We start from the raw sequence: 24,520 nt of genomic DNA on the forward strand, positions 1-24,520 counted from the left end.
ACACAGAATTTGAGTAAGCCGCTCCGGCGGTTCAACGAAACGAATTGGTAGCACAGGGAGCATCCCATGCAACATGAAACCCATTCCCACGGCATCAACATGTCAGCCCTGGGTCGCGACAAGCAGAGCCTGAGCCTGGCCGAAGAAACCGTGGCCATCGAAGTCCCGGGCCTGAGTCTGTACTACGGTGAGAAGCAGGCCCTGTTCGACGTCAGCATGAACATCCCCAAGCAGCGCGTGACCGCCTTTATCGGCCCGTCGGGCTGCGGCAAGTCCACGCTGTTGCGCACCTTCAACCGCATGAACGACCTGGTGGACGGTTGCCGTGTGGAAGGCGCGATCAACCTCTACGGCAGCAACATCTACCGCAAGGGCGAAGACGTGGCCGAGCTGCGTCGCCGGGTGGGCATGGTGTTCCAGAAGCCTAACCCGTTCCCCAAGACCATCTACGAAAACGTGGTCTATGGCCTGCGGATCCAGGGCATCAACAAGAAGCGCATCCTTGACGAAGCGGTGGAGTGGGCCCTCAAGGGCGCGGCGCTGTGGGACGAGGTCAAGGACCGCCTGCACGAATCGGCCCTCGGCCTGTCCGGCGGCCAGCAGCAGCGTCTGGTGATTGCCCGGACCATCGCCGTGGAGCCGGAAGTGCTGCTGCTCGACGAACCGTGCTCGGCACTCGACCCGATCTCGACGCTGAAAGTCGAAGAGCTGATCTACGAGCTCAAGTCCAAGTTCACCATCGTCATCGTGACCCACAACATGCAACAGGCGGCGCGGGTTTCCGACTACACCGCGTTCATGTACATGGGCAAACTGGTGGAATTCGGCGATACCGATACCCTGTTCACCAATCCGGCGAAGAAGCAGACCGAAGACTACATCACCGGTCGCTACGGCTAGGAAGCTGTGGTTCTGATTGCACTGACGCTGCGGTTCTCCGCACCTTACCGGACGCTCCAAGGACGCCAACATGATTAGCAAAGAAGGCCTTACCCACCACATCTCCGCGCAGTTCAACGCCGAGCTTGAGGAAGTGCGCAGCCACCTCCTGGCCATGGGCGGGCTGGTGGAGAAGCAAGTCAACGACGCGGTGACCGCGCTGATCGAGGCCGACTCGGGCCTGGCCCAGCAAGTGCGCGAGATCGACGACCAGATCAACCAGATGGAGCGCAACATCGACGAGGAATGCCTGCGCATCCTCGCTCGTCGCCAGCCGGCGGCCTCCGACCTGCGGTTGATCATCAGCATTTCCAAGTCGGTGATCGACCTGGAGCGCATCGGCGATGAAGCCACCAAGATCGCCCGTCGCGCCATCCAGTTGTGCGAAGAAGGCGAAGCGCCGCGCGGTTACGTCGAAGTGCGTCACATCGGCGACCAGGTGCGCAACATGGTGCGCGATGCGCTGGATGCGTTTGCCCGCTTTGACGCCGACCTGGCGTTGTCGGTGGCCCAGTACGACAAGATCATCGACCGCGAGTACAAGACCGCCCTGCGTGAGCTGGCGACCTACATGATGGAAGATCCGCGCTCCATCTCGCGGGTATTGAGCATCATCTGGGTGCTGCGCTCCCTGGAGCGGATCGGCGACCACGCGCGCAATATCTCGGAATTGGTCATTTACCTGGTACGCGGCACCGACGTACGGCACATGGGCCTCAAGCGCATGAAAGCCGAAGTTGAAGGCACGGCCGATCAAATCCCTAATGTTCCGGCCGAATCTGACGATAAGTAAGATTGCCCGAGAAATAAACGCCCGGCCTCTGGTCGGGCGTTTGCGTTTGTGGCGTATGAGTTTTGCGCTGCGGGCAGCCATAAAGTCCCGGCGTGACTGACGAGTTTTTGGCAAAATGCCATCAGTTAAGCGTTTTGCTTGCCGGGGTTTTGAGAGGATGAAGGGTCGATGAGTAAAGTCAGTGTATTGGTGGTGGATGACGCCTCGTTTATTCGCGACCTGGTGAAGAAGTGCCTGCGTAACTACTTCCCCGGTATCAAGATTGAAGATGCGGTGAACGGCAAAAAGGCCCAGGCCATCCTGATGCGCGAAACCTTCGACATGGTGCTGTGCGACTGGGAAATGCCGGAAATGTCTGGCCTGGAACTGTTGACCTGGTGCCGTGAGCAGCCACAGCTCAAGTCCATGCCGTTTGTCATGGTCACCAGCCGTGGCGACAAGGAAAACGTGGTCCAGGCCATCCAGGCCGGCGTCTCCGGCTATGTCAGCAAGCCGTTCACCAACGAACAGTTGCTGAACAAGGTCAAGCAGGCCCTGAATAAGATCGGTCGCCTCGACGCCTTGCTGGCCAGTGCGCCGACCAAGATGAACTCGGCTTTCGGCAACGACTCCCTCAGCGCCCTGACCGGTGGCAAGCCCGAAGCGGTCAAGCCCGCCCCGGTGGCCGCGCCGAGCAAAGGCCTGCTCAACAGCCCGCCCGTTCAGTCCACCGCCGCCCCCTCGGCCGCCAGCGGTCGCGGCCAGGGCCAATTGCGTCTGTCCAGCGGCACCCAGCAATGTGTGATCAAGGGCCTGAGCATCAAGGAGGCGCTGCTGGTGGTGCGCCGTGGCGACGTCCTGCCGCAAGTGCTGGAAAGTGCTGTGCTTGATCTTGAACAAGGCGAGAACGCCGAAACTGCCCGCCTCAACGGCTACCTGCACGCCATCGTCGCCTACGAACCACGCCCCGACAGCGACTGGCTGCAACTGACCTTCCGCTTTATCGACCAGGACGCGCAGAAGCTGGACTACATCTCCCGGCTGATTGCCCGGGGCACCGCGCAGAAGCATTTCGTGCCGGGTGCCTGAACCAACCCCCTGATCCCTGTAGATGCTGGCTTGCCAGCGATGGCGTGGCGCGGTGACAGATAAACCGCCATCGCCGGCAAGCCGGCTCCTACAGGGGCGTCGGTCCACACAACAGTGTCATGAACCCTTGCTAGCCTGCCGTTCAGTCATACCCGGCAGGTTTATCCGATGCTTGTGCGTTTTATGTTGTTTTGTGGCCTGTGCGCGGTCGCTTCATCGACCCTGGCCACGACCCTCTATCGTTCCACCGATGCCCGTGGCGTGGTGTTTTTCAGCGAGCAGAAGACCCCCGGCGCCCAGGTGTTTGTGTTCCAGGAACGGCGGGTGGTGCCGGTGAAGCGCCAGGTGCTTGATCCCCAGCCGCGGCGCAACTTGCGGCCGGCGCAGTTCCAGCGCTACCCCTTGCCCTGGCGTGGCGGGCCTTTCCGCCTGACCCAGGGGCCTGGCGGCACATTCAGTCATTCTGACGTCAAGAGTCGCTACGCCATGGATATCGCCATGCCCGAGGGCACGCCGATCATCGCTGCGCGGGCCGGCTTGGTGGTGAAGACCGAGAACAACCAATCCGGGCGCGGCAGTGACCCGTCGGGCAACTTCGTGCGGGTGTTGCACGATGACGGCACCCAGGGTGTTTATCTGCACCTCAAGCGAGGGTCGGTCAGCGTCAGGGATGGGCAGCACGTGGGGGTGGGCAGCCCGCTGGGGCAGTCGGGCAATACCGGTAACAGCAGCGGGCCACACCTGCATTTTGTGGTGCAGCGCGATACGGGGGCGGGGTGGGTGTCGATTCCGTATGAGTTCACGCAGCCGGTACAGGCCTTGCCCAACTTTGCGTCGGGCACGCGGTAAGGCTTTTGTAGGAGCGAGCTTGCTCGCGAAAAACCTGAGGGCGCTGCCGGGTGTCAGGATCCCAGCGTTATCGTTAACGTCCTTCGCGAGCAAGCTCGCTCCTACAGGGGGTGTGCCCTAGTCGAGCATCAGGACCTTGGCCAGCACGATTTTCGGGCCTTTCATCTTCTTGATGATGATCCGCAGGCCTTCCACTTCCAGCACTTCTTCCTCTTCCGGCACCCGGTTGAGGGTGTCGTAGATCAAGCCAGCGAGGGTTTCGGCCTCGATGTGGTCCAGGTCGATGCCCAGCAGGCGCTCGATCTTGAACAGCGGCGTGTCACCACGCACCAGCAGTTTGCCCGGCTGGTAGGCGAGGATGCCGCGCTCGGCCTTGCGGTGTTCGTCCTGGATATCGCCCACCAGCACTTCCAGCACGTCTTCCATGGTCAGGTAGCCGATGATGTTGCCGTCGGCTTCCTCTACCAGGGCAAAGTGCGCGCCGCCCTTGCGGAACTGTTCGAGCAATTGCGACAGCGGCATGTGCCGCGACACGCGCTCCAGCGGGCGGGTCAGCTCGGCCAGGTTGAACGACTCGGGAATATGATCCAGGGCCGCCAGTTCCAGCAGCAGATCCTTGATGTGCAGCAGGCCGACAAACTCACCACGCACCGGGTCGTACACCGGGTAGCGACTGAATTTGTGGCGGCGGAACAGCGCGAGGATTTCCTTGAGCGGCGCGTTGAAGTCCAGGGTCACCAGGTCTTCCCGCGAGTTGGCCCAGTCCACTACTTCCAGTTCGCCCATTTCCACGGCCGAGGCCAGCACGCGCATGCCTTGGTCGCTTGGGTCCTGGCCACGGCTGGAGTGCAGGATCAGCTTGAGTTCTTCGCGGCTGTAATGGTGCTCGTGATGGGGGCCGGGCTCGCCCTGGCCGGCGATGCGCAGGATCGCGTTGGCGCTGGCGTTGAGCAGGTAGATTGCCGGGTACATCGCCCAGTAGAACAGGTACAACGGCACCGCCGTCCACAGCGACAGCAGCTCGGGCTTGCGAATGGCCCAGGACTTGGGCGCCAGCTCACCGACCACGATGTGCAGGTAGGAAATCACGAAGAAGGCGGCGAAGAACGACACGCCCTTGATGACTTCAGGCGACTCGACGCCCATGGCCCCCAGCAACGGCTCCAGGATGTGCGCAAAAGCCGGCTCACCGACCCAGCCCAAGCCCAGGGAGGCGAGGGTGATACCCAACTGACAGGCCGACAGATACGCGTCGAGCTGGCTGTGTACGGTGCGCAGGATCTGCCCGCGCCAGCCGTTGGTGTGGGCGATGGCCTCGACCCGGGTGGAGCGCAGTTTGACCATGGCAAATTCCGCCGCAACGAAGAAACCGTTGAGCAGTACCAGGATCAGTGCAAAAAGAATCATGCCGAAATCGGCGAAGAGTGTCGCGAGGGTGATACCAGGGGAAGGGTCCATGATGGGGTTTTGCGGGTTCCGTGTATTCAAAAAGGGGTGATGGCTGTGCCTCAAGGGCGGGCACAAGTCAGGCAATGTAGCGGCTGAAGGGGCGCTTGCCTAGTGGCGGCTGCCGGGCGGATCCGTGAATGCCTGCTGCATTGGGCTTATGTGGGAGCTGGCTTGCCTGCGATGCAGGCGCCTAGGTCTTACAGATGCACCGAGGTGATGCTATCGCAGGCAAGCCAGCTCCCACAGGAGGGTGGGGGTTATTTTCAGATTAATCCTTCGTCGCGATTGCTTGCGAACGACTGACCTGCGTCGGCGCAAAGTGGCAGGTAAAGGTGCTGCCATGGCCCAGGACGCTGCTGATTTCCAGGCGGGCCCGATGGCGCAACAGCACGTGCTTGACGATCGCCAAGCCCAGCCCCGTACCGCCGGTGTTGGAGTTGCGGCTGGAGTCGACGCGGTAGAAACGCTCGGTCAGGCGTGGCAGGTGTTTACTGTCGATACCAATCCCCGAATCCTGCACGCTCAGGTGCGCCCCCTGCTGATCGGCCCACCAGCGGATGCGGATCGTGCCTTTGTCCTGGGTGTACTTCACAGCGTTGAACACCAGGTTGGAAAAAGCACTGCGCAATTCGCCCTCGCTGCCCTTGAGCAGCACCGACGGGTCGGCCTCCAGGGTAATGATCTGGCCGCGCTCGCCGGACAGGGCCTGGGCATCGTTTTTGATGGTCTGCAGCAGGCTCTGTACGGCCACGGGGTGGTTGTCCGAGGGGTAGTCGGTGGCTTCCAGCTTGGCCAGCAGCAGCAGGTCGTTGAGCAGGGTCTGCATGCGTGAGCCCTGTTGCTGCATCTGCTGCAAGGCACGGTTCCAGCGCGGGTTGACGCCTTCGACGTTGTCCAGCAGCGTCTCCAGGTAGCCACAGATCACCGTCAGCGGCGTACGCAATTCGTGGGAGACGTTGGCGACGAAATCCTTGCGCATCTGTTCCAACTGATGGATGCGGGTGACGTCGCGCACCAGCATCAAGTGTTCATTGTTGCCATAGCGCGTGAGGTACAGCTGGATGCGCACCCGATCGTTGGTGGGCGACGGGATTTCCAGGGCTTCCTCGTAGTTATCCTGCTCGAAGTATTCCTTGAAGCGCGGATGGCGTACCAGGTTGGTCACCGGCTGGCCGCTGTCCTGGGGCGTCTTGAGGCCCAGCAGGGTCTCGGCGGCGCGGTTCCACCATTCCAGGTTGCCGTCGCTGTCGAGCATGATCACCGCGTCCTTGAGCGCGGCCGTCGACTCCTGGACCCGGTCGATCACCGCTTGCAGGCGGCCCCGCACCCGCTGGTCGCGGCGTTGCAGGTGATAGATGCTGTCGAACACCTCGCCCCACAGGCCGTAGCCGTCGGGTGGTGCTTCATCGGGTTTGTGCTGGCGCAGCCACTCGTGCAGGCGCAGCAATTGCTTGAGGGTCCAGCCCAGGTAGAGGCCCAGGCCGATGGCCAGGCTCCAGCCGTAGTAGCCGCTGATCAGGCCGACCAACAGGCAGCCGGTGACCAGCAGGAGCATGTGGCGGATCAGGGTGCCATGCCAGTTTTGGTTCACTTGAACATGCGTCCTTGTCGGCTGTTAAGTCTGGGAAGGGCTGGCTCAGCCTTTGGTGGAAAACCGATAGCCGGTACCGCGCACGGTTTGTACCAGATTCTCGTAGGCATCGCCCAAGGCTTTGCGCAGGCGGCGGATGTGCACGTCCACGGTGCGCTCCTCTACATACACATTGCCGCCCCACACCTGATCCAGCAATTGCCCACGGGTATAGGCGCGCTCCTGGTGGGTCATGAAGAACTGCAACAGGCGGTATTCGGTGGGGCCCATTTCGGCAGGCTTGCCGTCGATGGTCACGCGGTGGCTGATCGGGTCCAGCAGCAGGCCGCCGACTTCAATCGGCGCCTCGCCATCGGTCGGGCCGGCGCGGCGCAGCACGGCCTTCAGACGTGCAACGAGTTCCCGTGGGGAAAACGGCTTGGTGATGTAGTCATCGGCGCCCACTTCCAGGCCCTGGATCTTGTTGTCCTCTTCGCCCTTGGCGGTGAGCATGATGATCGGGATATCCCCGGTCAGCTCATCGCGCTTGAGGCGCCGGGCCAGCTCGATGCCAGAGGTGCCGGGCAGCATCCAGTCCAGCAGGATCAGGTCCGGCTTGCGGTCGACGATAATGGCGTGGGCCTGCTGGGAGTTCTCTGCCTCCAGGCAGTCATAGCCGGCCATTTCCAACGCAACGGCGATCATTTCGCGAATGGGCGCTTCGTCGTCAACGATCAGAATGCTCCTGCCAACCATGCTAAGTCCTCTTGTCATTTAACTGTCTTGCGCCGCATTAGATAACGGAATTATTGCAGTCGTGTGACAGTATTTTACTGGCCTGCGCAATCGGCCTAGTCCTGAACTACGCTTTGAGTCCGAATCCTGACAACCGCAAAAGGAAGGTTCTGATGACTCAAGGTATTTTTTCCTGGAAAGCCCTGCTGGTCACGGCGGCGTTGACGCTGCCGACACTGGCTGTCGCGGCGGACCCGGCCATGACTAAAGACGGGATGTTGGTGGACCACAAGGGCATGGCGCTCTATACCTTTGCCAAGGATGCCGACGGCAAGTCCAACTGCAACGACAAGTGCGCCAGCAACTGGCCGCCGTTGAAGGCCGAGTCCACCGATAAACCGATGGGCAAGTGGACCGTCATCACCCGTGACGACAACACCAGCCAATGGGCCTATGACGGCAAGCCGCTGTATACCTTCATCGCCGACAAGAAGGCCGGCGATGCGACCGGCGACGGCAAAATGGACGGCGCCTGGAAGGTCGCCAAGCCCTGAACTCCCCTGTAGGAGCCGGCTTGCCGGCGATGGCGGCCCTGAAATCACCGCAGGGCTGCTGGCCTCATCGCCGGCAAGCCGGCTCCTACAAGGAACAGGGCATTATCGGAAGGCGTAATCGGCCACAATCCCGAGAAAAATCGCCAACCCTGCCCAATGGTTGTGCAAAAACGCCTTGAAGCACTTCATCCGGTCCCGATCCCGGGTGTACCAGAACTCCCAGGCAAAACACCCCGCCGCCGCCGCCAGCCCCAGGTGGAACCAGCCGCCCAGTTCGAAGCGTGAGCCCGCCAGTAGCAGGCAAAGCAGCGCCAGCCCCTGCAAGGTAAGGATGATGATCCGGTCGGCATCGCCAAACAGGATCGCGGTGGATTTGACGCCGATTTTCAGATCGTCATCGCGGTCGGTCATGGCGTAGTAGGTGTCGTAGGCCACGGTCCACAGCAGGTTGGCGATATACAGCAGCCACGCAATGGCCGGCAGGCTGCCGGTCTCGGCGGTAAACGCCATGGGCATGCCCCAGGAAAACGCCGCGCCGAGCACCACTTGCGGGTAATAGGTGTAGCGCTTCATGAAGGGGTAGCTGACGGCCAGGGCCAGGCCGCCCAGGGACAGCCAGATGGTGGCGGCATTGGTCAGCAGCACCAGCAAAAAGCTGATGGCCATCAGCACCGCAAAGAACACCAGGGCCTCTTTGGAGCTGATCTTGCCGCTGGCCAACGGGCGTTGCGCGGTGCGCTTCACATGGCCGTCGACCTTGCGGTCAGCCCAGTCATTGATCACGCAACCGGCGGCACGGGTCAGGGTCACGCCCAACACAAAAATCACGATATTGCTCAACGATGGCGAGCCCTTGCCGGCAATCCACAGTGCCCACAGGGTGGGCCACAGCAGCAGATAGATGCCGATGGGCTTGTCCATCCGCGTCAGTTGCACAAAGTCCCAGGCCCGTGGGTTCAAGCGGTTCAGGGATTGGAGCAGGCGCTGGTACATCAGCAATCCTCCGCAGATTGCTGCACGGCTTGCCACAGGCTCGGCAGGAACACTTCCGCCACCAACACGCTCAACGCGCCGCGATCAAAGCGCGAGCGCCGCGCCCACAAGCCATTGGCCTGATCGGCCTGCGGCAGCCAGGCGCGTGGGTAGTGGCAGACCTCGATGGCCTGGCGGGTGAAGGCCTGGTCACAAAACAGCAACTCGCCCAGGGAACGACTGCCCAACTCATCCATATGCAAGCCATCGCCCTGCAAGGCACTGCGCGCCGCCACGCTGCGGGCGAACACCCAGGCCTGGCCGTGACCGCGCAAATACACCTCGCGTACCCAGCCAATACTGGCCGCTGGCAGGTCGAGGGCGGCGCATTCGTCGTCTCGCAGGGGCTGCCAGCCTTCGTACAGCGGCGTAACACTGAAACCATCGTTGGACAGGTGCGTCAGGCGGCGCGTCAGCGAGCCTTCATCGAACAGCCAGTCAAGGGCAGGGGGGGCGGGCAGAGGGCGCAGAAGGCTCTGGTTCAGCCATTGGCAGGCATCGGGAACGGCAATCGAATGCGGCACGGGGAGTCATTATTGGCAGTTAATGAGGCGCCGAGCTTACCATGGCAGCCTGGATTGTTGCCGGCGTGTGCCGGGACATTGGGTCGAACATGCTTGCATCTGGGCGCCCCGATCAGTACAAAACGCCCTGAGCCGCACGGCAATGCTGGATCTATCGACCGTCGGCCAGTAAGCCTGGACCCTGAGGAAGCAAGTAATGAAGAAGTGGCAATGTGTAGTCTGTGGCCTGATCTATGACGAGAAGGACGGTTGGCCGGATGACGGGATCGCCCCAGGTACCCTGTGGCAGGACGTCCCGGAAGACTGGCTGTGCCCGGACTGCGGCGTCGGCAAAATGGATTTTGAAATGATCGAAATCGGTTGATTCGCTGAATTTAAGAAATGCACTACAAGGAGAATGGAATGAGCGCACCTGTCGTGATCATCGGTACGGGCTTGGCCGGTTACAACCTGGCTCGGGAGTTTCGCAAGCTCGACAGCGAAACCCCGCTGTTGCTGATCACCGCGGATGATGGGCGTTCCTACTCCAAGCCCATGCTCTCCACCGGTTTTGGCAAAAACAAGGATGCCGATGGCCTGAGCATGGCGACCCCTGGCGCCATGGCCGAGCAACTCAAGGCCGAGGTGCGCACCCATACCCGAATCAGTGGGATCGACCCTGGGCATAAGCGCCTGTGGATCGGCGAGGAGGCGGTGGCCTACCGCGACCTGATCCTGGCCTGGGGCGCCCAGACTGTGCAGGTGCCCGTCGAGGGCGATGCCGCTGAATTGATTTTCCCGATCAACGACCTGGAAGACTACGCGCGCTTTCGCCACGCCGCTGTCGGCAAGCGCCGGGTGTTGCTATTGGGTGCGGGCCTGATCGGCTGTGAATTTGCCAACGACCTGATCCTGGGTGGCTACACCATCGACCTGGTGGCACCGTGCGAGCAAGTCATGCCGACCCTGCTGCACCCGGCGGCGGCTGCAGCGGTGCAGGCCGGGTTGGAAGGCCTGGGCGCACGCTTCCACCTGGGCCCGGTGCTTAACCGCCTGCAACGCACGGCTGACGGCCTGGAGGCCCACCTGTCCGATGGCACGGTGATTGATTGCGACCTTGTGGTTTCCGCCATCGGCCTGCGCCCCCGGGTGGACCTGGCGGCTGCGGCCGGCCTGCAAATCAGCCGTGGGATCATGGTCGACCGCCACCTCAAGACCTCCCACGCCAATATCTACGCCCTGGGCGACTGCGCCGAGGTCGATGGCCTGAACCTGTTGTACGTCATGCCCCTGATGAGCTGCGCCCGCGCCCTGGCCCAGACCCTGGCGGGCAACGCCACGGCGGTCAACTACGGGCCGATGCCGGTCACGGTGAAAACCCCGGCGTGCCCACTGGTGGTCTCACCACCGCCACGGGGCACTGAAGGCGTGTGGAGTGTCGAAGGGCAGGGCGGCGACATCAAGGCCTTGTGCCGCGATGCCAGCGGTCGCCTGCTGGGCTATGCGCTTACCGGTACGGCAGTCATGGAAAAACTGGCCCTGAATAAGGAACTTCCGCCTCTGCTGGCGTAAATGCTGGTCGTTCTGTCGGAATAAGCACCTTTTTCCCCCTAGAAAGGTCGCCGCGAGACTGGCGCAGGCACCAATGGCATGCCATCCTCACTCCCGTCTGCCGCAGAGTAGAGCCTGCGGCGCCTTGGCGCTGCTCCAGCAGAGAGCAGCACGGACATAACAACAAAAAACCGTCAAAGAGGCTTCACCTATGCGTAAACCAGAACTCGCAGCCGCCATTGCAGAAAAAGCAGACCTGACCAAAGAACAGGCCAACCGCGTCCTCAACGCCGTTCTTGAAGAAATCACTGGCGCCTTGCACCGCAAGGACAGCGTCACCCTGGTTGGTTTCGGCACCTTCCTGCAGCGCCACCGTGGCGCCCGCACCGGCAAAAACCCGCAAACCGGCGAGCCGGTGAAAATCAAGGCGAGCAACACCGTAGCGTTCAAACCGGGCAAGTCGCTTAAAGACAGCGTCAACCCGTAAGCGCGGCACCGCCTCGAAGGGAGGCGTGGAGGTATGAAAAATGGGCACGCCGACTGGGTCGGGTGCCCATTTTTGTTGGGGCGCGTTCTTGGGCCACGACGGTTGTGTGGGTGGCGCTTGGAGTGACCGAGTGGGCACCGATGCGTTGCCCTGACGTTTGAGCCAAGTTGTTGCTATAAGCGGTAAACGCCAGCCGATCTCCGGCTAACGCGGGAGATCGGTGGCGTTCCGCGCGCAAATCGTTAAACTGCTGCGGCCACCCAATAATTACACTGAGGCCGTGTGCATGAAATTTCGTTTTCTCCTGTGGGTGCTGGGCCTGATGATGGCCAAAGCCAGCCGCAACAACCACGCGTTCCAGCAGCAGTTGGGTGACAAAGACCTGGCATTCCAGCTGCAGACCCTCGACGGCAAGGTCGCCCGCCACTTCATCGTCAAAGACCAGCGCATCACCAGTCGCTCGGGTGTACACCCGGAGCCTGCGTTCGCCATCGCCTTCAAAGACGCCGCCTATGGCTTCGCCACGATGCAGGCGAAGAACAAGCAACTGGCGTTCATGACGGGGATTCAGGACAAGTCGATCCAGATCAAGGGCAACCCGGCCCTGGTGATGTGGTTCCAGGGCTTGACCAAGTATTTGAAGCCGAAGAAGAAGGCCTGAAAGACCGAGTTGCATTCATCGCAGGCAAGCCAGCTCCCACATTTTGAGTGCATTCCAACGTTGGAACTCGGTCAAATGTGGGAGCTGGCTTGCCTGCGATAGCGGTACAACAGGCACCAGCTTTACCCCTGGCTGAACTGCGACGCCAGTTCGCGCAACAACACCTCGGCATCCAACACCTTGCTCACCACGTCCTCGGCCTTGTCGCGGCTCAGGCCCAGGCGCTCCAGCAACTCGTCCGGAATCTCGGCCTCAGGCCCGGAACCAATCCCCCGCCCGCGCAGCAAACGCACCGCCAGGCATACCAGGTTCGGGTATTCGGCGTATTGGCCGTCATAGCTCGGGTCGTGCTGGAAGCGCAGGGCCGTGGACAGCTCTTGCGGCATATCCCAGTAACGCATCAGCCAGGCGCCGATTTGTTCGCGGCTGATGCCCAGCAAGTGCTGCTCGATATAGCTGTGGCACAGGTGCGGGTTGACCTCCAGGTGCCGGCAGATCAGCGAGAAGTGCGGTGGGAAGACGTGGGCCAGTAACAGGTAACCAAAGTTGTGCAGCAGGCCCGCCAGGTAGGTCAGGCCGGCTTCCGGACGCTGGGCGCGGGGCATGGCGCGGGTCAGGCCTTCGATCACCGCAGCGGTGTAGATCGACTGGTGCCAGTAGGGCGTGGCCTGTTGCGGATGGTCCTTGGGCAGGCTCAGGGTCTTGCCCAGCGCCAGGCCCAGGGCCAGGTTGATCACCAGGTCGAAGCCCAGCACGCGCACGATCGCATCCTCTACCGAGCGGATCTTGCCCGGCGAGGCGTAGTACGGCGATGCCGCCCAGCTCACCACTTGCGCGGCCAGGGCCGGGTCGGTCTCGACCACGCCGGTGATGTCGTCGATGGTGGCGTTTGGGTCAACCCGCAGCTTGATGATCTTCTGCGCGGTGTCGGCCAGCGGCGGAATCTCGATGGTGGCTTCCAGCCTTTGCTGGATGCGGCGGGCGGTAAACGCCTGCATGGCCTGGGAGATTTCGTCGGGGTCATCGTTAGGGCGATCGAAGTTGGGCCGGATGCTGCTCAAGGGCTCGCCGAAGTTGGCGGCGCTGGCTTTGCTCAGCATGCGCTTGAAGTCATCGCTGGCGATTTCCAGCAGCACCGTGGCTTCGCCCGAGTGCACCAGCAGGGTCGGCTCGCGCAGCAGGCGTTCTTCATACAGGCATGGCGAGCTGGTCAACGGCGGCAGGCCGGGCAGCAGGCTCAGGCTGTGTTTGCCGAGCATGCGCTCCAGGCGCTCCGGTGCGACGGCGGTGAGGTTGCGCCCGGTCAGCTCGGTTAGGCGATTGAGATCCAGCAACTGGCTCTGGGGGAACAGCACCATCAGGGCGCCCACCGCGTCATCGAGCAGTACCGCTTGAACCTTTCGGGCCGGGTTAAGGCCGGGGTGTTCGGTGACTTCCGTGTAGCTGATGGCGAGTTTCGCGAGCAGGTCCCGAATGACCGATGGGGCAGTCGGCGGGGCTGTGGCGTGGGCAACTTCTGACATGGCCGGATCCAATTTCCTACATTTGCTTGGAGTATAACCAGCTTGGTTCGGCGGGGGGGTGTCTAACTGCGGTTTGTGATGGTGTCGGCTATCGGCGGTCTGTCAGACCTGGCCGTATTGCTGGCCGTGGCGCAGCCAGCGATCCAGCAGCGGGCTGACGTGGTGCGGCCAGCGTTCCAGCAGGGCCTGGGCGGCGTCGCGCACGGCGGGCAGCAGGTCGGCGTCGCGCATCAGGTCGGCCACTTTAAATTGCAGCAGGCCGGTCTGGCGGGTGCCGAGCATTTCGCCGGGGCCGCGCAGTTCCAGGTCTTTTTCGGCGATCACGAAGCCGTCGTTGGTCTCGCGCATGATCCCCAGGCGCTGGCGGCCAATCTGCGACAGCGGCGGATGGTAGAGCAGCACGCAGTGGCTGGCGGCACTGCCCCGGCCGACACGACCGCGCAGCTGGTGCAGTTGCGCCAGGCCCAGGCGCTCGGGGTTTTCGATGATCATCAGGCTGGCGTTGGGCACATCCACGCCGACTTCGATGACTGTGGTGGCGACCAGCAATTGCAGGTTGCCGGCCTTGAACTCGGCCATCACTGCGGCTTTTTCCGCAGGCTTCATGCGCCCGTGGATCAGCCCGACCTTGAGCTCGCCCAGGGCGCTGGTGAGGTCTTCGTAGGTGGTTTCGGCCGCCTGGCAGGTCAGTTCTTCGGACTCTTCGATCAGCGTGCATACCCAATACGCCTGGCGCCCCTCGGCGCAGGCGCCGCGCACGCGCTCGATGACTTCGACGCGGCGGGTGTCGGTGACCAATACGGTGTTGACCGGGGTGCGGCCGGGCGGCAGCTCGTCGAGGATCGAGGTGTCGAGGTCGGCGTAGGCACTCATGGCCAATGTGCGTGGGATCGGGGTGGCCGTCATGATCAACTGGTGCGGATTCATCCGCCCGCCCACGCCCTTTTCGCGCAGGGCCAGGCGTTGCTGCACGCCAAAGCGGTGCTGTTCGTCGATGATTACCAGGGCCAGGTTCTTGAATTTCACTTCGTCCTGGAACAGCGCGTGGGTACCTACCACCATCGGGGCGCCAGCGGCGATCTGCTCCAGGGCGGCAGTGCGGTTCTTGCCCTTGAGCTTGCCCGCCAACCATGCCACTTCCAGGCCCAGGGGTTCGAGCCAGCGCTTGAAGGTGATGAAGTGCTGCTCAGCGAGGATCTCGGTCGGTGCCATCAACGCCACCTGGTAGCCGGCCTCCAGGGCCTGCAGCGCGGCCAGGGCCGCGACCACGGTCTTGCCAGCACCGACATCGCCTTGGATCAGGCGCAGCATTGGTTCTTTCTGACTCAGGTCGTAGGCAATTTCGTTGCCTACCCGCTGCTGCGCGCCGGTCGGCGCAAAGCCGAGGTTGGCCAGGTATTGCGCGGGCAGGCGCGTGGCCTTGGGCATCGCTGGCGCACGCAGGGAGCGCATGCTTTCGCGCAGGCGTTGCTGGGACAATTGGTGGGTCAGCAACTCTTCAAAGGCCAGGCGATGCTGGGCCCAGTGATGACCCAGGGCCAGCTCATCGACATCGGCATCGGCCGGTGGATGGTGCAGATAGCGAATCGCATCCGCCAGGGGCGCCAACTGGTAGTCACGGGCCAGCTCCTGCGGCAGCCAATCGGGCAGGCTTTGCGGGCCGAGCAGGGTCAGGGTCTGCATGCACAGCTGGCGCAGGCGCTGTTGCGTCAGGCCCTCGGTGAGCGGGTAGATGGGAGTGAGGGTGGTGTCTACCGGCGGCGGCTCGTCGCCGGTAATGGCGCGGTATTCCGGATGGTAGATTTCCAGGCCCGAGGCACCCGGGCGCGCTTCACCGTAGCAACGCACGCGAGTGCCGCGCTTGAGGCCTTCCTTTTGCGCGTTGCTGAAATGGTAGAAGCGCAGGCTCAGGCCACCGGTGCCGTCCTGCAGGCGCACCACCAGGCTGCGGCGCTTGCCCATCACTACATCGGCACCGCTGACGGTGCCTTCGACCACCGCGTCCTGCCCAGGGCGCAGATGGCCGATGGGCACTACACGGGTGCGGTCCTGATAGCGCAGGGGCAGGTGAAAGAGCACGTCCTGGAGGTTTTCCAGGCCGACCTTGGCCAGCTTCTCGGCCATGGCTTCACCGACACCCTTGAGTGCCGTCACCGACACCTGCGACAACTCAGTCATACAAGGCTTAGCTCGCAGCGGGCGGCTTGGCCACCGAGCACAGGCGGATCGAGTCGGCGAGGATATCAATCGCTTTCGGGCGCGGGAAACTGGCCCGCCAGGCAATCGCCACGGTGCGGAACGGCACGGGCGGGGTGAGCGGACGCACTTCGATCACGCCGGCTGCATAGTGATGGCTGTCCACGGCCGACAGCGGCAGGATCGAGATGCCCAGGCCAGACGCCACCATATGGCGGATGGTCTCCAGGGAGCTGGATTCCACCGTGGTGTGCTTGGCGCCGTCGTTGCCCTTGGTCAGGGTCGGGCAGGCTTCCAGCACCTGGTCGCGGAAGCAATGGCCTTCACCGAGCAGCAGCAGGCTCTTGTCGTTGAGCAGGCCGGCGTCGATCGTGTCTTTTTGCGTCCACGGGTGGGAGGCGGGCATCAGCACGTAGAACGGCTCGTCATAGAGTGGCAACGTCAGCACGTCGGCTTCGTTGAACGGCAAAGCGATGATGATCGCGTCCAACTCACCGTTGCGCAGTTTGTCGCGCAGTACGTGGGTGAAGTTTTCCTCGATATACAGCGGCATCTGCGGCGCAACGCGATGCAGTTGCGGGATCAGGTGTGGGAACAGGTACGGGCCGACGGTGTAGATCGCGCCGACTTTCAGCGGGGCGGTCAGCTGGTTCTTGCCGGCCTGGGCCAGTTCACGAATGCTCTGGGCCTGCTCCAGTACCTTCTGGGCCTGGGCCACAATGCCTTCGCCTACCGGAGTGAGGCGCACGGCGCTCTTGCTGCGCTCGAAAATCAGCACACCGAGTTCGTCTTCAAGCTTCTTCACACCCACCGACAGCGTCGGCTGGCTGACATGGCAACGTTCGGCGGCATGGCCGAAGTGTTGCTCTTGGGCGAGGGTCACGATGTAGCGTAATTCTGTAAGAGTCATAGCGGGCGTCCATGAGGTTGCGGGCCAAGCATACCGGCTGCAATCGATAGGCGCACGTTATCAGAACTAGATTGGGGATTGAGCGGTTTGTGCGGGGGATTTTGCTTAATGGCGTTGGCGGCTTTGTGTGGGGGTGGGCTTGTTCGCGATGGCGGTGTGTCAGTCATTGTGGATGTTGACTGTTACACCGTCATCGCGGGCAAGCCCGCTCCCACACAAGCCCGCTCCCACAGGGGTTAGCGGCGACGCTTCTCGATGTTGTAGACAAACGGCGCAACGATTTCGATGCTGCCGTTTTTCAACATGTCGGCCGGTGGCTTGGGCAGCGGCTGGGCACGACGGATCATCTCCAGAGTGGCGCGGTCCAGGTCGGCGTTGCCGGAACGGCCCACCAATTCATAAGACAGCACCTTGCCTTCGGCATCCACCACGAACCGCAAGCGGTTCAAGCCTTCCTTGCCACGGGCCTGGGCGCCTGGCGGGTACTTCTTGTATTTCGCCAGGTGACCGAGCAGCGTGCTTTCCCAGGTGGCCTTGGCCGCGACTTGCGCCGGCGAAGGGCCGGGTTGCGGTTGGGCCGACTTTTCCGAAGGCGCGTTGTTCTGAGGGCTTTCGCTCGGCGGGTCCTCGGAAGGTTTTTCCTTGGGCTGCTCGACCTTTTTCTCAGGCTTGGGCGGCTGCGGCTTGGGCTTTGGCTTGACCGGCTTGGGCACGGAAATCGTCGGCTTGGGTGCCTCGGCCAGTTTCGGCAAGGGCAACTCTTCCACCGGCGCCGGCGGTTGCGGCGGCGTCACCACCTTCGGCGGGGCCGGAGGCGGTGGTGCCGGCATCGGCGCCAGGTCGATGACCATGGCCGCCGGTGGCAACTGCACCATATGGGGTGCCGACCATTGGTACGCGAGGATGATCGCGACGGCGTGGACGCCCAGCACGACGGCAAGGCTGGTGCCATAACGCGTCAGTTTGTGGCGCGTCGTGATCATTTTTTGGCTGCCGTCTCAAGTCCGACCAGACCGACCTTGAGGTAGCCGGCCGCCCGCAGGGCATCCATCACGCTCATCAGGTCGCCGTAGTCCACGCCTTTGTCGGCTTGGAAGAAGATCGTCGTGTCTTTCTTGCCCTGGGTCCGCGCGTCGAGCACCGCACCCAGGGTTTCGGATTTGACCTCTTCTTCGCCCAGGAACAGGCGCTGGTCAGCCTTGACGCTGAGGAACACCGGTTTCTCCGGCCGCGGCGCGGGTTTCGCGCTGGAGGCGGGGAGGTCAACCTTGATGTCCACCGTGGCCAAGGGTGCTGCCACCATGAAGATGATCAGCAGCACCAGCATCACGTCGATAAACGGCGTGACGTTGATTTCGTGGTTCTCGACGAGCTCGTCGTCGCCTTGATTCAAATGCAGGCCCATGGCCGATTACCCCACTTTCACCATGTGCGGTTGCGAGCTGCGCTCGGTAGGCAGGTGATCGAGGTCACGGCTGACCAGCAACAGGACTTCTGCCGAAGCATCCGACACCTGGGCCTTGTAGCCGGCGATCGAGCGGGCGAACACGTTGTAGATCACCACCGCTGGAATCGCGGCGACCAGGCCCAGGGCGGTTGCCAGCAGGGCTTCGGCAATGCCTGGGGCAACGACGGCGAGGTTGGTGGTCTGGGTCTTGGCGATGCCGATGAAGCTGTTCATGATGCCCCACACGGTACCGAACAGACCGACGAACGGTGCGGTAGAACCGATGGTCGCCAGCACGCCGGTGCCGTTGCTCATGTTGCGACCGCAGGCCGCTACCAGGCGCTCCAGGCGGAAGCTCACGCGTTCCTTGATGCCTTCCTTTTCGCGGGTGTTGGCCGATAGGCGCATTTCTTCCAGCGCGTCGTGCACCAAGAGATGCGCCAGGGTGCCCTTGATGGCCGCGCTTTCGCTGGCTTCTTTAAGGGTGGTGGCTTTTTTCAGGTTGACGATTTCAGTGCGCAGGCGGCGTTTGGCGCCCAGCAGTTCGAAGCCTTTGGCGATCCAGATGGTCCAGGTGATGATCGAGGCGATAGCCAGGCCGACCATCACGATCTTCACGATGATGTCGGCGTTCTGGTACATGCCCCACGGCGACAGGTCGTGGGCCATGCCCAGGGTGTTGTCTTCTTCCAGGACTACGCCGGTTTCATCTTGCGGGGTAACACCGTCGGCTGCGACCGGGTCGGTGGCCGCAGGTGCGGCAGCCGGTGCGCCGGGAGCGGCGGCGTTTTGCTCAGGTGCTGGGGCTGCAGCCGGGGCTGGTGCAGCGGCGGCAGGCGGGGTGGCCGGTGCCGTGGCATCGGCGAACGCGGCGGTCGGAGCCAGCAGGACGCTGAGCAGCAACGCAGTTATCGCGCGCCAGGCGCGGGACGGGCTGTGAGGCTTGGTTGGCGAAGCGGGGAGGTTATTGCGTGTCATGCTGGCCGGACCTGAGAGGAAAAAATAAGGGATTGCCCTGCCAGGCCGCAAAAGGGCCGAGGACAAATGGGCCGTTATTATTGCAAGTAATTCTTGTTAACAGAAGTAATACAGTAACTTTATTTGTGCTTTTTCTGGCCGCTGGTCACCTGCGAGGGCTAATCTAGACCTTTGAGAACGGAGTTTTGTGATGTCTGCGCCTTCTGTGGTGATTGCCGGTTGTGGTGATGTAGGTAGTCGGCTGGCGAGTCAATTGCTGGTCGCGGGATGGGAGGTGCATGGCCTGCGACGCAATGTCTCGCGCCTGCCGGAAGGGGTGATTGGCATTGCCGGCGACCTGTTCAAAAAGGACTGCCCCGACACCTGGCCGATTGGTGGCGTGGACTACCTGGTGTACTGCGCGGCCGCGACCGACCACGATGAAGCGGGCTATCGCAAAGCCTATGTCGAAGGTTTGCAGCATGTGCTGGAGTGGCTCGATGACTATGGTCAGCAGCCCAAGCACCTGCTGTTTGTGTCCAGTAGCAGCGTCTACGGCCAGCAAAACGGTGAATGGGTCGATGAAACCTCGCCCACCCATGCCGTTGGGTACTCCGGGCAGGTGATGCTGGAAGCCGAGCAAGTGGCATTGGACAGCGGTATCCCGGCCACGACTGTACGCTTGACCGGTATCTATGGTCCTGGTCGCGAGTGGTTGTTGAGCCAGGTGCGCCAAGGCTATCGCGTGGCGGTTGAGCCACCTTTATATGGCAACCGCATCCACGTCGATGATGCGGCAGGGCTGCTGGCCTTTTTGCTGCTGCATGTGGAGCAGGGCGGTACGTTGGACAAGGTCTACATCGGTGTCGACAACGCGCCTGCGCCGCTGGCCGAAGTCGTGGATTGGCTGCGCGAGTACCTTGGGGTCACCGAGTGGGCCGAAGACGCCAGCGTGCGGCGTGCGGGCAGCAAGCAGTGCAGCAATGCGCGAGCCAAGGCGCTGGGCTGGACGCCAACCTATCCAAGCTACCGCGAAGGCTACGCCGCTATCCTCAAGGGCTGACCTCTCCTGTGGGAGCCGGGCTTGCCTGCGATGCAGGCAGCTCGGTGTGTCAGTGAAACAGAGGTGATGCTATTGCAGGCAAGCCAGCTCCCACAGTGGTCTTACTGTTTTTCCAGCAGCCACTGGCGCTGCCCAGGGCTCAACTGAGGAATTTCGTCTGGCCTGGAATGATTGATCGCCTGGAAAATTTCCAGCGTGTTGCCGTTGCGCACGAAAATCCAACTATCCCCCGCGTCGCCTTTGCCCAGGTACAGGGTGTCATTGCCGGCGCCTTGAGTGGCGCAGTCCCCGCCCAGGCACAATTCGTATCGGTCATTCTTTCCCAGGCCCGACAGGTTGCCATGCGCATTGAACACTACGGTGCCGCCGGCGCCTTCGCCCTCAAGGATTTTCCACGGGCCACCCATGTAAGCTGAGTTCAGTGCCTGCCGGAATGTACTCCCCCATTGCGCACCCTCCGTGGTCGATGGGTGGGCACGCTGGAACACCTGGCCGGGCAGATCCTTGCGAGGCAGTTGGAGCAGTTGCTGATCCTTTAATTGCAGTTCGTCACGGCCATAGCCGTTGTGATCGACGGTCCATGCGCCAGGTGCTTTTGGCAGGAGTTGGCCTTCATCTACCTCAAAGGCACTGCTGGCATGAGCTTGGCCGGTGCGGGTGTCGACATTCCACTCCAGGTTCCTGCCGTTGGCTTGCAGGCTGTTGAGCAGCGGCCGGCCCTGGGCGGCGGCATCGATGGCGGCCTGGTTGATCCAGATCCCGCTGATGTCGACGGGTTGCGATACGTGGGTGCAGCCGCCCAGCAAGGCCAGGCCAATGAGGAGTGGTTTGAACATGGCGTAGTCCGAGGCAAAGGATTGCAGGCTAAAGAAAAAGGAGCCCGTAGGCTCCTTTGTTTCGTATCACTGTTTTTCCAACAGCCACTGGCGCGGCCCGGGGGTGAACGAAGGCACTTCGTCGGCCTGGGATGTATTGATCGCCTGGAAAATCTCCAGTTGCTTGTCGTTGCGACTGAAGATCCACGGGTTGCCCTGGCCGCCTTGTTGCAGCCAGATGCTGTCGTAGCCACCACTCATGGAGGCGCAATCGCCTGCCAGGCACAGTGAATACTGGTCGGCACCCGGCAGGCCGGTAACCTGGCCGTTGGCCTGGAACTGTACGGTCTCGCCCAGGCCGCTGCCGCTGGTGATTTTCCAACTGCCGCCCATGTAGGCCGCGTACAGCGCCCGTTCGAAGTTGGCACCCAACGGTGCGCCTTCAGGGGCAGGGTCCTTGGGGCGATCAAAGAGCTGTTCGGGCTCGTTGTCGTTGGCCACTTGCAGCAGCTGTTTGCCCTTGCGCTTGAGTTCGGTGGTCGAGCTGCCGTAGAAATCAACGTTCCAGGTGCCGGACTTTTCGCCGGCCAGGGTGCCTTCAGGGCGTTCAAAGCCGTTGAAGTAGCGCGCCTGGTTGGCCCGGGTGTTGACCTCCCATTCGAGGTTCGGGCCGTAGGCTTGCAGGGCTTCACGCAAAGGGCCGCCCTTGGACGCCGCATCGATGGCAACCTGGTTGATCCAGGTACCGCTCACATCCCGGGTGGCAGGACTGCTGGCGCAGCCGCCAAGAAGAAGGGCCAGCAGCGTGGAGGCAACGAGCGCTTTGCGCATTACGAAATCCTTTTAAAACGAAGTCGGCGCAACCCCGTGGGTTGCGCCGAATGTATTACTCGATGACCAGAATCGCGTCCATCTCAACCTGGGAACCCTTGGGCAGGGCGGCAACGCCAATGGCGGCGCGGGCTGGGTAGGGTTGTTCGAAGTACTTGCCCATGATCTCGTTGACCTTGGCGAAGTGGCTGAGGTCGGTGAGGAAGATGTTCAGCTTGACGATGTCCTTGAACGAACCGCCTGCTGCTTCAGCTACCGACTTGAGGTTCTCGAAGACTTGTACGGTCTGGGCTTCAAAGCCTTCAACCAGTTCCATGGTCTTTGGGTCCAGTGGGATCTGGCCGGACATGTAGACGGTGTTGCCCGCCTTGATCGCCTGGGAATAAGTACCGATGGCAGCAGGTGCCTTGTCGCTGGTGATAACAGTCTTGGTCATGAATGACTCCTTGTAATGTCCGGGCTATAGGGGGGTGTTATGCGCGCATGCGAGTGATGCGGATAACCCCGGTCAGGGCACGCAGTTTCTTGATCACACGGGCCAAGTGCACGCGGTCGTGCACGCTGACCACCAGTTGGACCACGCTGATGCGACCATCGCGTTCGTCCATGCTGATTTTTTCGATATTGCCGTCGGCCGCGTTGACACTGCTGGCCAGCAGGGCGATCAGGCCGCGCTGGTGCTCCAGCTCCACCCGCAGCTCGACGTTGAATTCGCCGGTCACATCCTTGGCCCATGACAGCTGGATGCATTTTTCCGGGTTGTGGCGGATTTCGCTGATATTGCGGCAGTTGTCCAGGTGCACCACCATGCCTTTGCCGGCGGACAGGTGCCCGACAATCGGGTCGCCCGGGATTGGCGTACAGCATTTGGCGTAGCTCAGCACCAGGCCTTCGGTGCCACGAATGGCCAGCGGGCCTTCGGGGCTCGGCAGTTGCTCGCCTTCGCCCAGCAGGCGACGGGCGACGACGTAGGCCATGCGGTTGCCCAGGCCGATATCTTCGAGCAGGTCTTCGATGGTTTCCTGGCGGTACTCGTGGAGGATCGCCTGCACGCGCTCGGCGGGAATCTTCTCCAGGGAGCTGTCGAAACCGTTGAGCACCTTGTTCAGCAGGCGTTCGCCCAGGCTGATGGACTCGGAGCGACGTTGCAGCTTCAGCGCGTGGCGGATATGGGTGCGAGCCTTGCCGGTGACCACGAAGTTGAGCCACGCCGGATTCGGCCGGGCCCCCGGCGCGCTGACGATTTCCACGGTGGAACCGCTTTGCAGCGGTTCCGACAGTGGGGCCAGGCGACGGTTGATCCGGCAGGCAATGCAGCTGTTACCGACGTCGGTGTGAACCGCGTAGGCAAAGTCGACCGCCGTGGAGCCCTTGGGCAGCTCCATGATCCGGCCTTTGGGCGTGAACACGTAGACCTCGTCCGGGAACAGGTCGATCTTCACGCTTTCGATAAATTCCAGGGAGTTGCCGGCACGCTGCTGCATTTCCAGCACGCCCTTGACCCACTGGCGGGCGCGGGCATGGGTGCCTTTGGGCTGCTCGTCGCCGCTGGACTTGTACAGCCAATGGGCGGCGATGCCGTTGTTGGCCATCTCTTCCATTTCCCGGGTGCGGATCTGGATCTCGATCGGCACCCCATGCATACCGAACAGCGTGGTATGCAGCGACTGATAGCCGTTGGCCTTGGGGATCGCGATGTAGTCCTTGAAGCGGCCTGGCAGGGGTTTGTACAAATTATGTACAGCGCCCAGCACGCGGTAGCAGGTATCGACCTTGTCGACGATGATCCGGAACGCATACACGTCCATGATCTCGTTGAAGGCCCGGCGCTTGCCGCGCATCTTCTTGTAGATGCCGTAGATATGCTTCTGCCGCCCGCTGACTTCGCCTTCAATCTCGTCGATTGCCAGGCAATGGCTCAGGGACTCTTCGATCTTGTTGACGATTTCCTTGCGATTGCCCCGGGCGCGCTTGACCGCCTGGTAGATACGCGCTGAACGCATCGGGTGCATCGCCTTGAAACCAAGGTCTTCGAATTCGATACGAATGGCATGCATGCCCAGCCGGTTGGCGATGGGCGCGTAGATTTCCAGGGTTTCCTTGGCAATGCGCCGGCGTTTCTCGCCGGACAGCACTTCCAGCGTGCGCATGTTGTGCAGCCGGTCGGCCAGTTTGACCAGGATCACCCGGATATCCCGGGCCATGGCCATGGCCATTTTCTGGAAGTTTTCCGCCTGGGCCTCGGCCTTGGTTTCGAAGTTCATCTGGGTCAGCTTGCTGACCCCGTCGACCAGGTCGGCCACGGTTTCGCCAAATTGCGCGCTGAGCGCTTCCTTGGCAATGCCGGTGTCTTCGATCACGTCATGCAGCATCGCGGCCATCAGGCTTTGATGGTCCATGTGCATGTCGGCAAGAATATTGGCCACCGCAAGAGGATGGGTGACATATGCCTCGCCGCTGCGGCGGCGTTGGCCGTCGTGGGCTTGTTCGGCGTAGAAATACGCTCGGCGGACCAGGTTGACCTGGTCGGTACCGAGGTAGGTCGATAAGCGATCGGCGAGGGCGTCTATGCTCGGCAAGGTATTAA

General features: G+C 62.1%; 25 protein-coding genes and 1 pseudogene. 10 read left to right on the forward strand and 16 right to left on the reverse strand.

Features of this window, described 5'->3' with window-relative positions; all coding sequences use genetic code 11:
- Nucleotides 1-66 precede the first annotated feature (66 nt).
- The 4 genes from pstB to HBO12_RS09985 all read left to right on the forward strand — a co-directional run bounded on the left by pstB (nucleotide 67) and on the right by HBO12_RS09985 (nucleotide 3,649).
- Nucleotides 67-900: a phosphate ABC transporter ATP-binding protein PstB gene (pstB, locus tag HBO12_RS09970; RefSeq protein WP_029289934.1), complete on the forward strand. Its 834-nt coding sequence runs from the start codon at nucleotides 67-69 to the stop codon at nucleotides 898-900.
- A gap of 70 nt (nucleotides 901-970) precedes the next feature.
- Nucleotides 971-1,732, forward strand: a complete 762-nt coding sequence (gene phoU / locus HBO12_RS09975; protein WP_057961181.1) for a phosphate signaling complex protein PhoU — start codon at nucleotides 971-973, stop codon at nucleotides 1,730-1,732.
- A gap of 168 nt (nucleotides 1,733-1,900) precedes the next feature.
- Nucleotides 1,901-2,800: a response regulator gene (locus tag HBO12_RS09980; protein WP_169955430.1), complete on the forward strand. Its 900-nt coding sequence runs from the start codon at nucleotides 1,901-1,903 to the stop codon at nucleotides 2,798-2,800.
- Nucleotides 2,801-2,968: 168 nt separating this feature from the next.
- Nucleotides 2,969-3,649 carry a M23 family metallopeptidase gene (locus tag HBO12_RS09985; RefSeq protein ID WP_170042057.1) on the forward strand — a complete coding sequence of 227 codons (681 nt, stop codon included), beginning with the start codon at nucleotides 2,969-2,971 and terminating at the stop codon, nucleotides 3,647-3,649.
- Between the two features lie 6 nt (nucleotides 3,650-3,655).
- Here the strand turns inward: HBO12_RS09985 and HBO12_RS28360 are convergent.
- The 4 genes and pseudogenes from HBO12_RS28360 to phoB form a co-directional block, all read right to left on the reverse strand.
- Nucleotides 3,656-3,742, reverse strand: a pseudogene (locus HBO12_RS28360) (outer membrane lipoprotein carrier protein LolA); the annotation flags it as partial.
- Between the two features lie 24 nt (nucleotides 3,743-3,766).
- Nucleotides 3,767-5,107, reverse strand: a complete 1,341-nt coding sequence (locus HBO12_RS09990) for a hemolysin family protein (RefSeq protein ID WP_029289929.1) — start codon at nucleotides 5,105-5,107, stop codon at nucleotides 3,767-3,769.
- 259 nt (nucleotides 5,108-5,366) lie between these two features.
- On the reverse strand, nucleotides 5,367-6,653 hold the full coding sequence (phoR, locus tag HBO12_RS09995; protein ID WP_178121202.1) for a phosphate regulon sensor histidine kinase PhoR: 1,287 nt from the start codon (nucleotides 6,651-6,653) through the stop codon (nucleotides 5,367-5,369).
- A gap of 81 nt (nucleotides 6,654-6,734) precedes the next feature.
- On the reverse strand, nucleotides 6,735-7,424 hold the full coding sequence (phoB, locus tag HBO12_RS10000; protein ID WP_003176964.1) for a phosphate regulon transcriptional regulator PhoB: 690 nt from the start codon (nucleotides 7,422-7,424) through the stop codon (nucleotides 6,735-6,737).
- Between the two features lie 152 nt (nucleotides 7,425-7,576).
- On the opposite strand from phoB, the gene HBO12_RS10005 reads away from it, so the two are divergent.
- Entirely contained in the window at nucleotides 7,577-7,957 is a 381-nt protein-coding gene (locus HBO12_RS10005) for a COG4315 family predicted lipoprotein (RefSeq protein WP_170042059.1), read from the forward strand.
- 102 nt (nucleotides 7,958-8,059) lie between these two features.
- On the opposite strand, the gene ubiA is transcribed toward HBO12_RS10005, so the two are convergent.
- Nucleotides 8,060-8,950, reverse strand: a complete 891-nt coding sequence (gene ubiA / locus HBO12_RS10010; protein ID WP_170042060.1) for a 4-hydroxybenzoate octaprenyltransferase — start codon at nucleotides 8,948-8,950, stop codon at nucleotides 8,060-8,062.
- Nucleotides 8,950-9,513: a chorismate lyase gene (locus HBO12_RS10015; RefSeq protein ID WP_169955425.1), complete on the reverse strand. Its 564-nt coding sequence runs from the start codon at nucleotides 9,511-9,513 to the stop codon at nucleotides 8,950-8,952. The genes ubiA and HBO12_RS10015 overlap by 1 nt, the downstream gene beginning before the upstream one ends.
- 196 nt (nucleotides 9,514-9,709) lie before the next feature.
- Between HBO12_RS10015 and HBO12_RS10020 the strand changes: the two genes are divergently transcribed.
- From HBO12_RS10020 to HBO12_RS10035, 4 genes are all read left to right on the forward strand, one after another.
- On the forward strand, nucleotides 9,710-9,877 hold the full coding sequence (locus HBO12_RS10020) for a rubredoxin (RefSeq protein WP_003213373.1): 168 nt from the start codon (nucleotides 9,710-9,712) through the stop codon (nucleotides 9,875-9,877).
- A 38-nt stretch (nucleotides 9,878-9,915) separates the two neighbouring features.
- A complete protein-coding gene (locus HBO12_RS10025; protein WP_169955424.1) occupies nucleotides 9,916-11,064 on the forward strand; it encodes an NAD(P)/FAD-dependent oxidoreductase in 1,149 nt (382 codons plus the stop codon).
- 190 nt (nucleotides 11,065-11,254) lie between these two features.
- Nucleotides 11,255-11,530 (forward strand): HU family DNA-binding protein, encoded by a 276-nt coding sequence (locus HBO12_RS10030; protein WP_003213368.1) that lies wholly within the window; start codon nucleotides 11,255-11,257, stop codon nucleotides 11,528-11,530.
- 286 nt (nucleotides 11,531-11,816) lie between these two features.
- On the forward strand, nucleotides 11,817-12,191 hold the full coding sequence (locus HBO12_RS10035; protein WP_170042061.1) for a helicase: 375 nt from the start codon (nucleotides 11,817-11,819) through the stop codon (nucleotides 12,189-12,191).
- A 122-nt stretch (nucleotides 12,192-12,313) separates the two neighbouring features.
- On the opposite strand, the gene HBO12_RS10040 is transcribed toward HBO12_RS10035, so the two are convergent.
- The 6 genes from HBO12_RS10040 to exbB all read right to left on the reverse strand — a co-directional run bounded on the left by HBO12_RS10040 (nucleotide 12,314) and on the right by exbB (nucleotide 19,245).
- Nucleotides 12,314-13,714: an aminoacyl-tRNA deacylase and HDOD domain-containing protein gene (locus HBO12_RS10040; RefSeq protein ID WP_170042062.1), complete on the reverse strand. Its 1,401-nt coding sequence runs from the start codon at nucleotides 13,712-13,714 to the stop codon at nucleotides 12,314-12,316.
- 102 nt (nucleotides 13,715-13,816) lie between these two features.
- Entirely contained in the window at nucleotides 13,817-15,892 is a 2,076-nt protein-coding gene (gene recG / locus HBO12_RS10045) for an ATP-dependent DNA helicase RecG (RefSeq protein ID WP_057961010.1), read from the reverse strand.
- A 7-nt stretch (nucleotides 15,893-15,899) separates the two neighbouring features.
- On the reverse strand, nucleotides 15,900-16,820 hold the full coding sequence (locus tag HBO12_RS10050) for a hydrogen peroxide-inducible genes activator (RefSeq protein ID WP_169955422.1): 921 nt from the start codon (nucleotides 16,818-16,820) through the stop codon (nucleotides 15,900-15,902).
- 236 nt (nucleotides 16,821-17,056) lie between these two features.
- Nucleotides 17,057-17,803: a TonB family protein gene (locus tag HBO12_RS10055; protein ID WP_169955421.1), complete on the reverse strand. Its 747-nt coding sequence runs from the start codon at nucleotides 17,801-17,803 to the stop codon at nucleotides 17,057-17,059.
- The gene (gene exbD, locus HBO12_RS10060) at nucleotides 17,800-18,225 is read right to left on the reverse strand and encodes a TonB system transport protein ExbD (RefSeq protein WP_029289838.1); all 426 of its coding nucleotides are present in this window, start codon (nucleotides 18,223-18,225) and stop codon (nucleotides 17,800-17,802) included. Before exbD ends, HBO12_RS10055 begins: the two co-directional genes overlap by 4 nt.
- Before the next feature lie 6 nt (nucleotides 18,226-18,231).
- A complete protein-coding gene (exbB, locus tag HBO12_RS10065) occupies nucleotides 18,232-19,245 on the reverse strand; it encodes a tonB-system energizer ExbB (RefSeq protein ID WP_169955420.1) in 1,014 nt (337 codons plus the stop codon).
- Nucleotides 19,246-19,435: 190 nt separating this feature from the next.
- On the opposite strand from exbB, the gene HBO12_RS10070 reads away from it, so the two are divergent.
- Nucleotides 19,436-20,287 (forward strand): NAD-dependent epimerase/dehydratase family protein, encoded by an 852-nt coding sequence (locus tag HBO12_RS10070; RefSeq protein ID WP_170042063.1) that lies wholly within the window; start codon nucleotides 19,436-19,438, stop codon nucleotides 20,285-20,287.
- A 101-nt stretch (nucleotides 20,288-20,388) separates the two neighbouring features.
- Here HBO12_RS10070 and HBO12_RS10075 read toward each other — a convergent pair whose 3' ends face one another.
- From HBO12_RS10075 to spoT, 4 genes are all read right to left on the reverse strand, one after another.
- Complete coding sequence (locus tag HBO12_RS10075) at nucleotides 20,389-21,123, reverse strand: hypothetical protein (RefSeq protein WP_170042064.1); 735 nt, start codon at nucleotides 21,121-21,123, stop codon at nucleotides 20,389-20,391.
- A gap of 66 nt (nucleotides 21,124-21,189) precedes the next feature.
- Nucleotides 21,190-21,933 carry a hypothetical protein gene (locus HBO12_RS10080; protein WP_169955417.1) on the reverse strand — a complete coding sequence of 248 codons (744 nt, stop codon included), beginning with the start codon at nucleotides 21,931-21,933 and terminating at the stop codon, nucleotides 21,190-21,192.
- A 55-nt stretch (nucleotides 21,934-21,988) separates the two neighbouring features.
- A complete protein-coding gene (locus HBO12_RS10085; protein WP_025130815.1) occupies nucleotides 21,989-22,369 on the reverse strand; it encodes a RidA family protein in 381 nt (126 codons plus the stop codon).
- Between the two features lie 37 nt (nucleotides 22,370-22,406).
- Nucleotides 22,407-24,512: a bifunctional GTP diphosphokinase/guanosine-3',5'-bis pyrophosphate 3'-pyrophosphohydrolase gene (spoT, locus tag HBO12_RS10090; protein WP_032856810.1), complete on the reverse strand. Its 2,106-nt coding sequence runs from the start codon at nucleotides 24,510-24,512 to the stop codon at nucleotides 22,407-22,409.
- Nucleotides 24,513-24,520: the final 8 nt, after the last annotated feature.

The organism is Pseudomonas sp. WS 5059 (assembly GCF_012985525.1).
In the GTDB taxonomy this organism is placed as follows: domain Bacteria; phylum Pseudomonadota; class Gammaproteobacteria; order Pseudomonadales; family Pseudomonadaceae; genus Aquipseudomonas.